This window comes from Shewanella sp. 10N.286.52.C2 (assembly GCF_002874545.1).
Lineage (GTDB): Bacteria > Pseudomonadota > Gammaproteobacteria > Enterobacterales > Shewanellaceae > Shewanella.
The window spans coordinates 214,139-221,982 of sequence record NZ_MCTV01000068.1 but is presented as its reverse complement, the minus strand read 5'-3'; the positions used below and the strand labels follow the sequence as shown (position 1 = coordinate 221,982).

The window sequence follows — 7,844 nt, the reverse complement described above, 5'->3', positions numbered from 1 at the left end:
AAACACCTCAGTTCAAACACTAGTAAATCAGAGACATAAAAAAACCTGAATCACTTTGCAGTCATTCAGGTTTTGCTTAACTCACAGAAAATAATTTATTTTTTGCGGCTATTAATGTGGCTCATTGCGCGTTTACGGCGACGCTCTTGACTAATGGTTAGCTTTTCATGGCGGCCTTCAAATGGATTAGCTCCCTCTTGAAAGCGCATTTGAATTGGCGTACCCACAACTTTCAATGAACGACGGAAGTAGTTCATCATGTAGCGCTTGTATGAATCAGGTAACTTACTTACCTGATTACCATGCACCACAACGATTGGTGGGTTATAACCACCAGCATGGGCATACTTAAGCTTCACACGGCGACCATGTACTAATGGTGGCTGATGATCGTCTTGTGACATTTGCATAATGCGGGTCAGCATTGAAGTGCTTACGCGGCGCGTCGCACTGTCATAGGCTTCTTCAATCGACTCATATAAATGACCAACACCTGTGCCATGCAGCGCTGAAATAAAGTGAATGCGGGCAAAGTCGATAAAGCCTAAGCGGCGATCTAACTCACTTTTAACGCTTTCTTTAAATGCTTGGTCAAGACCATCCCATTTATTCACAGCAAGTACAATTGCACGACCAGCATTAAGCGCAAAACCAAGCAAACCAAGATCTTGCTCTGTAATACCGTCTTGAGCGTCGATCACTAACAAGACAACGTTAGAATCTTCAACTGCTTTCAGGGTTTTAATCACTGAAAACTTCTCAATAACTTCATGTACTTTCGCGCGGCGACGCACACCAGCAGTATCAATTAATACGTATTGACGACCTTCACGTTCCATTGGAATATAAATACTGTCACGAGTCGTACCTGGTGCATCATAAACAACCACACGCTCTTCACCTAAAATACGGTTAGTTAGCGTTGATTTACCTACGTTAGGCTTACCAATAATAGCAAGCTTAATCGGTAAGTTTTGCAGGCGCTCTTGTTCAGCTTCGGCTTCTTCTTCAGTGTACTCACGTACATCTTCAACTTCTTCACCGTCTTCTTGGCGAGTAATACCCATAGCTTCAGCATAAGGCGCTAAAGAGTATTCAATCATATTGGTAACACCGCGACCTTGCGCAGCTGCCATTTGATAAACTTCACCTAAACCTAATGACCAAAACTCAGCACAGGCTGAATCAGCATCAATACCATCAACTTTGTTAGCAACAACAAAAGTAGTTTTATCACGGCTACGTAAATGCTCAGCAATCGCTAAATCAGCTGCTGTTAAGCCTGCACGAGCATCAGTTAAAAATAGCACCACATCTGCTTCTTCAATCGCCGCTAGCGATTGTTCAGCCATCTTAGTTTCAATCCCTTCTTCAGTGCCATCGATACCACCAGTATCAACCACAATGAATTCATAACCAGCTAAAAACGCACGTCCATATTTACGGTCACGAGTTAAACCAGGAAAATCGGCGACAAGCGCATCTCTTGTGCGAGTAAGGCGATTAAATAAAGTTGACTTACCAACATTAGGTCGCCCCACAAGGGCCACTACAGGGATCATGATTTTGCCTCTAAAAACTTTAAAATAAAAAGCCCCCGGAACACACTTCCAGGGGCTCTAATAAGGTTTGCTATTCAATTTATGGCAGTACAATCGTCGCGATTTTGCCGCTACGACCTTGCACATAAATTTTATCTCCAACCACTACTGGTTGTGAGAATAAACCATCACTATCAACCTCAACACGTCCAGCGACTTCGCCAGAGTTGCGGTCAATAAAATGTAAGTAACCTTCAAAGTCACCTACAACAATATAAGAGCCTATAACGGCAGGTGAAGTTAAACTACGATTCATTAACGTAGAGTTACTCCATAATTCAAGACCGTTACGTCTATCTACTGAATAAATTCGGCTGTGGTCATCGACTAAGTATAGTCCAACCCCTGCTGTCGCTAATTCATTGAAGCTTGAATACTTACGCGTCCATACAACACGACCCGTTCTTAGCTCCATAGACACTAAGTTACCATTGTAACTTACCGCGTATAAATTATCGCCCAAAATTAACGGTGTCATGTCCACATCGGCCATACGAGTAAACTCGTTACCACCGGTTGGGTTAAATACCGCCTGCTCCCAAGCCACTTGTCCATTGTTTTTGACAATAACCGCTATTTTACCATCAGCAGTGCCAAGGAAGAAACCACCTGAATCATAAGCTGCTGAGCTAGTGCCGCGTAGCGTTAGATTTGGCAGTTGCATCTCATGGGTCCACAGTTTAGCACCGTCATCAATATCAAATGCTTCAAAGTTACCATCACTGGTATGCACGCCAACTGAATCTTCAGACACAGTTGGAGCCGATAACAGCTCACCGCTTGCAACTGCTGACCATACGGTCTCACCGGTTTGAGCATCTAATGCCACCAATAAACCAGACTCGCCGCCAATAAAGACTTTATTACGGCCAGCGGTAACGCCTGCGGCAATGCGTGCCTCTTTCGTTTTCGCCAGCTCAGTATGTTTAAATTCTGAAGCTAAGTCTTTACGCCAAGCCACTTTGCCTGTTGCTTCTTCAAAGGCGACGACCTCACCGTTGCGATCGGCCACATATACATGGTCATATCGAATAGCCGGTTTAAGTTGAGAGTAAAAGTCACCGACTCCGCCCCCAACCTTGGCATGCCAGTTTACTTCTGGAAAAACAGTTGCTTGAATTTCAGTTAGTTCAGTAACAACTTCTTCTTCATTATCATTTGAAGAACAAGCAGATAGCAATGCGACGCTTAAGCCCGCTGCTAGCAAAGTTTTGCATAAAGACTTCATTCGGCTAATTCCTTATGCCTTGTTTAAATTGTCTAGCTTCATTTGTAATGCAGGACTGGTTAACGAACCGCCGTTATCAACAGCAGCTTGGTAAGCTGAACGTGCACTATCCATGTCACCTTGACGCACAAGTAAATCGCCTTTTAACTCATCACGTTGAGCATTAAATGCTTCATCGGTAATTTGCTCTAATGTCGCAATTGCAGTGCCGATGTTACCTTGCTCTGCTTGCACGCGAGATAGACGTAACGTCGCTAAAGACTCTAAAGCAGCACCCGGTTTTGCAGCAATGATTTTAGTAAAAGCCGCTTCTGCTTTATCTAACTCGCCTGCATCGACAGCAGCTTTAGCTGACATGAGTTCAAGCAAGGCTTGGTAACCTTTTTGATCGTGCTGTGCACCAAACTCAGCGATAGCTGCTTGTACTGCACTGCTGTCGCTGTTAGCAGTAATGCGTTGAAATGCTTCTGATGCAGCTTCCGATTTTTCAATTTTTACGTCAGAGTAATAATTCCAACCGTACAATCCACCTAGACCTACGACTGCACCCACAATGATTGAGCTGCCGTAATCTTTCCAGAACTGCTTAATAGCATCTACTTGTTGTTCTTCTGTGCTATAAATTTCCACGCGCACTTCCCCTTTCTATTCAGTTCTGTTTTTTATTAGCTAAGGGCTAATATTAAAATAATGATTTTATCGTAGTCGCCAACTCTTCTCGGGCAACTAAAAGTTGTTCGTTCTTATTTCTCAGTGGCTTAATTGCAACTTGGTTATTGGCAATTTCGTTTTCACCAATGATCAGGGCGTACTGCGCACCGCTTTTATCAGCACGTTTCATCTGCTTTTTAAAGTTACCGCCGCCACAATGACTCATGACTTTAAGCGCTGGCAGGCTTTGACGCAACTCTTGGGCAATTTTAATTGCTTCAACTAAGCAGTTTTCGCCCATTGCCGTGACATAAACATCGACAACTGGCGCGACATCTTTATCAAGCTCAAGGGTTTGCAGTAGTAAGACAATACGCTCAAGTCCCATTGCAAAACCTACTGCAGGGGTATCTTTACCACCCAATTGACCAACCAGACCATCATAACGACCACCAGCAAGTACCGTTCCTTGAGAGCCTAAGCTATCCGTTACCCACTCAAAAACGGTGCGGTTATAGTAATCTAAACCACGCACAAGACGAGGATTAATTGTGTATTGGATGCCGACAGCGTCTAAGAGTTCACATAAGGTTGAAAAATGTGTTTTTGATTCTTCACCTAAATAATCCATTAACTCTGGCGCATCAGCTAGCAAGGCTTGAACCTGTGGCGATTTAGAATCCAATACTCGTAGCGGGTTTGAATACATACGGCGCTGTGAGTCTTCATCTAATTGCTCTTTGTGCTGCTCTAAAAATGCAATTAATGCATCACGGTAAGTAGCACGTTCAGCAGGATCACCTAAGGTATTAAGTTCCAGTTTAACGTGGTCTTTAATGCCAAATGAATCCCATAATCTTGCAGATAACATCAATACTTCCGCATCAATGTCCGCACTTGCAATGCCGTACACTTCAACACCAAATTGGTGGAATTGACGGTAACGACCTTTTTGAGGACGTTCATGACGGAACATAGGTCCCATGTACCATAAACGTTGCTCTTGGTTGTAAAGTAAACCATGCTCATTTCCCGCACGAACAGTCGATGCTGTGCCTTCTGGGCGCAATGTTAAACTGTCTTCATTGCGATCAGCAAAGGTATACATTTCTTTTTCAACGATATCGGTGACTTCACCAATTGAGCGCTTGAATAAATCAGTACTTTCAACAATAGGAGTACGGATTTCACTGTAACCATAGGCACTAACAGTAGAGCGAATAACCGCTTCGACTTGTTGCCATAAAGGGCTTTGAGTTGGCAGAATGTCGTTCATTCCACGGATTGCTTGGATCTGTTTTGCCACGTTTAATTCGCCTAATTTTTAGCTAATTAATTAATCATATGCCTTACACAAAAAAACACCTACCACTGCTGGTAAGTGTGTTTTTATCTAAAACTAACTTATTCTGTTGCGTCTTTGATATCGATTCGGTTTTGCATTATCGCTGCTTTTGCGCGAATTTTTGCTTCCAGTGAATCCACTATATTGTTGTTATCAAAGCGCTCTTTTTGACGTTTACCGTCATCATAATAACCACTTTTTCCGTGGCTACCGGTTAAACCAATATCTGAAACTAACGCTTCACCTGGGCCATTGACCACACAGCCGATAATCGACACATCCATTGGGGTGGTGATATCTTCAAGGCGCATTTCTAACGCATTGACAGTGTTAATCACATCAAACTCTTGGCGTGAACAAGACGGACAGGCAATAAAGTTAATGCCGCGGCTGCGAATACGTAATGATTTTAAGATATCAAAACCGACTTTAATTTCTTCGACTGGATCTGCCGCTAATGAGATACGTAAAGTATCACCAATACCTTCAGCCAGTAACATGCCTAAGCCCACTGCTGATTTAACCGAACCCGCACGAGCGCCGCCTGCTTCAGTAATGCCTAAATGCAATGGCTGCTTAATTTGCTTGGCGAGTAAACGGTATGATTCAACCGCTAAAAATACGTCTGAAGCTTTTACACTGACTTTAAACTGGTCGAAGTTTAGACGGTCTAAAATATCCACATGACGCATGGCTGATTCAAGCAATGCTTCTGGTGTTGGCTCATGATACTTGTCCATCAGATCTTTTTCTAATGAACCGCCATTAACACCAATGCGAATTGGAATATTTTTATCACGCGCGCATTCAACTACATTGCGAATACGTTCTTCATTACCAATGTTGCCGGGGTTAATCCGCAAACAATCAACACCGTATTCAGCCACTTTAAGTGCGATACGGTAATCAAAATGAATATCGGCAACTAAAGGCACACTAACGCGCTGCTTGATAAGCTTAAACGCTTCAGCGGCATCCATTGTTGGTACTGAGACTCGCACTATGTCTGCACCGACTTTTTCAAGGGCCAAAATTTGTGCAACTGTGGCGTCGACATCAGTGGTTTTAGTATTTGTCATCGATTGCACCGCAATTGGTGCACCATCGCCGATCGGAACATCCCCTACATAAATGCGGCTAGAAGGACGGCGGATGATTGGAGATTCGTTATACATAATCTGTTGCTCTACTACTTACCAAAATTGAGTTAACACTAAGCTTTAAAGACTAGGCTTTAGGCAGGGTTAACTTGGCCACACGGTCAGAAAACTCAGCAAGGCTGACATTTTCATTATTAAAGCTCATGGTGACAACTTGCGGCGCACCCAATATCACTTTAAAAGGTGCCTTGCCGGTGACTTCAACGACTCTAGCTGAGCCCTTAACGCCATCAACCAATGTTTTACCATCGGCATCGATAATGTTAACCCAGCAATCATCACTAAAGCTAAGCGATATAGTATCAGTTTCAATCACATCAGCAGTGGTTACTGCAGTATCAACTGCAGCTGTTATTGCTGGTGACACAGCAACAGAGTCAAGTGTGTCAGTCGCCGTTGCTGGCTTAATAACACGGTTACTCTCCTGAACATTACTGCTCACTTGAACTGCGTCATCGTTTTGACTTTGTGCTGAGATTACCTTGCTGGCAACGGGTTCCCGATAAGCCAGTTTAGGATCGATTTCTGGCTCTAATAAGTCTTGTGTTTGCTGCGCCACATTAGCAGCTGCGACTTCTTCTGCTGTCGGCTTTGATAAATCAACTCCCGTTAGCATTGAGTCTTTTTGTACCCACCACAACAATAATAGCGCAAGTAATATCGCTACGATGAGATAAGTAACTAAGGTGAGACGGCTGTCACGGGCTTCGCGGGTAGTTTTGCGAGAAAAGCTTTGCATAGCAGCAGTTTCATCAGGAAGTTGCTGGGCTAAACATTGTTGAACGGCATTAACATCTGCTTCAACGTACTTGGCAAAGTTTTTAGCGTAGCCGCGGGCATAGGTTGCTGAAGCAATATTATCAAAAATATCATTTTCAATATCTTCAATAACACTGGGACGCAAATGCAGCTGTAATGCCACAGCATCTATCGAGACACCCTTTTTTTCGCGGGCAGTGCGTAGCAGCATACCCGCTGTTGAAACAGTTTCGAGTAATTCAGCTTGCTCGAGATTATTATCTGTTTCTATCTCTGTAATTTTATTTGTCATTAATGCAAATTAGCCCTGTATTCTTTCGCTTGTTCTGAAGCAGGATATTTGGCAATTAAAGTAATTCCGTAGCGTTTTACCGCTTCATCATCCGCTAACTCACGGGAAATTTTAATACCTAATGCTAAGCTTTCTGGTGTTTGTTGTGCCACACGGTGAAGACGCGTTAAATTCGCTTTAGCGGCTTGATAATCATTTTCTACTATCGCAAGCTCAATCAATTCTTTCAAGGTTGATTGTCGTCTTGGATCATATCGCAGCGCATCTTCAAAATAGCCCTTGGCTTTTTCGGTGTCACCTGCAGACATACTACACACGCCTAAGTTTTCGTAGCTTGAAGCGGTGCGAGTGTATTGTTTGGTTTCAATCGCGGCTAATAGCATTTCTTCAGCTTGTGCGAATTTATCTTGCTGGCAAAGAAACACGCCAAAGTTATTTTTCGCATCACCACCTGCATCTGGCGCGGCAATGGCTTTACGGTAAGCCGCCTCTGTACGTACAGTATCACCTACCGTTTGGTAATAATACGCCATCGCGATATGCACTGAACTTAACTGCGGTGCATATTCAACCGCACGATTTAAATTAAATTTAGCTTGTTCAATATTGCCTCGATTTAAATAAGTCAGTCCCAGCTGCATTCGCTCAATAGCTGCGGCTTGCTTATCTAAGGTTCTTTCGGCAACAGGAATATCAGTACCGCTATAAGTTCGCTCAGTGACACAACCCGTTAGAGGTAATGCCATCGCGACTACAATCAAAAACTTTGGCAATCCATGCATATTCCAACGCCTATTAATCTATACAA

7 protein-coding genes are annotated in these 7,844 nt (G+C 43.3%); all 7 read right to left on the bottom strand.

The window, feature by feature from the left end; translation table 11 throughout:
- Positions 1-95: 95 nt before the first annotated feature.
- Entirely contained in the window at positions 96-1,562 is a 1,467-nt protein-coding gene (gene der / locus BCU94_RS18735) for a ribosome biogenesis GTPase Der (protein ID WP_102477211.1), read from the bottom strand.
- A 79-nt stretch (positions 1,563-1,641) separates the two neighbouring features.
- The gene (gene bamB / locus BCU94_RS18730) at positions 1,642-2,829 is read right to left on the bottom strand and encodes an outer membrane protein assembly factor BamB (RefSeq protein ID WP_076542699.1); all 1,188 of its coding nucleotides are present in this window, start codon (positions 2,827-2,829) and stop codon (positions 1,642-1,644) included.
- A 12-nt stretch (positions 2,830-2,841) separates the two neighbouring features.
- Positions 2,842-3,459 carry a tetratricopeptide repeat protein gene (locus BCU94_RS18725; RefSeq protein ID WP_076542697.1) on the bottom strand — a complete coding sequence of 206 codons (618 nt, stop codon included), beginning with the start codon at positions 3,457-3,459 and terminating at the stop codon, positions 2,842-2,844.
- Positions 3,460-3,511: 52 nt separating this feature from the next.
- On the bottom strand, positions 3,512-4,786 hold the full coding sequence (hisS, locus tag BCU94_RS18720) for a histidine--tRNA ligase (RefSeq protein ID WP_102440590.1): 1,275 nt from the start codon (positions 4,784-4,786) through the stop codon (positions 3,512-3,514).
- 98 nt (positions 4,787-4,884) lie between these two features.
- The gene (gene ispG / locus BCU94_RS18715) at positions 4,885-6,000 is read right to left on the bottom strand and encodes a flavodoxin-dependent (E)-4-hydroxy-3-methylbut-2-enyl-diphosphate synthase (protein WP_076542693.1); all 1,116 of its coding nucleotides are present in this window, start codon (positions 5,998-6,000) and stop codon (positions 4,885-4,887) included.
- Positions 6,001-6,052: 52 nt separating this feature from the next.
- A complete protein-coding gene (locus BCU94_RS18710) occupies positions 6,053-7,036 on the bottom strand; it encodes a RodZ domain-containing protein (protein WP_102477210.1) in 984 nt (327 codons plus the stop codon).
- A complete protein-coding gene (gene pilW, locus BCU94_RS18705; RefSeq protein ID WP_102477209.1) occupies positions 7,036-7,818 on the bottom strand; it encodes a type IV pilus biogenesis/stability protein PilW in 783 nt (260 codons plus the stop codon). The genes BCU94_RS18710 and pilW overlap by 1 nt, the downstream gene beginning before the upstream one ends.
- Positions 7,819-7,844: the final 26 nt, after the last annotated feature.

Coding starts and splice junctions, on each gene's coding strand:
- der (WP_102477211.1), bottom strand. CDS start 1,562: ATGATCCCTGTAGTGGCCCTTGTGGGGCGACCTAATGTTGGTAAGTCA.
- pilW (WP_102477209.1), bottom strand. CDS start 7,818: ATGCATGGATTGCCAAAGTTTTTGATTGTAGTCGCGATGGCATTACCT.
- ispG (WP_076542693.1), bottom strand. CDS start 6,000: ATGTATAACGAATCTCCAATCATCCGCCGTCCTTCTAGCCGCATTTAT.
- bamB (WP_076542699.1), bottom strand. CDS start 2,829: ATGAAGTCTTTATGCAAAACTTTGCTAGCAGCGGGCTTAAGCGTCGCA.
- BCU94_RS18710 (WP_102477210.1), bottom strand. CDS start 7,036: ATGACAAATAAAATTACAGAGATAGAAACAGATAATAATCTCGAGCAA.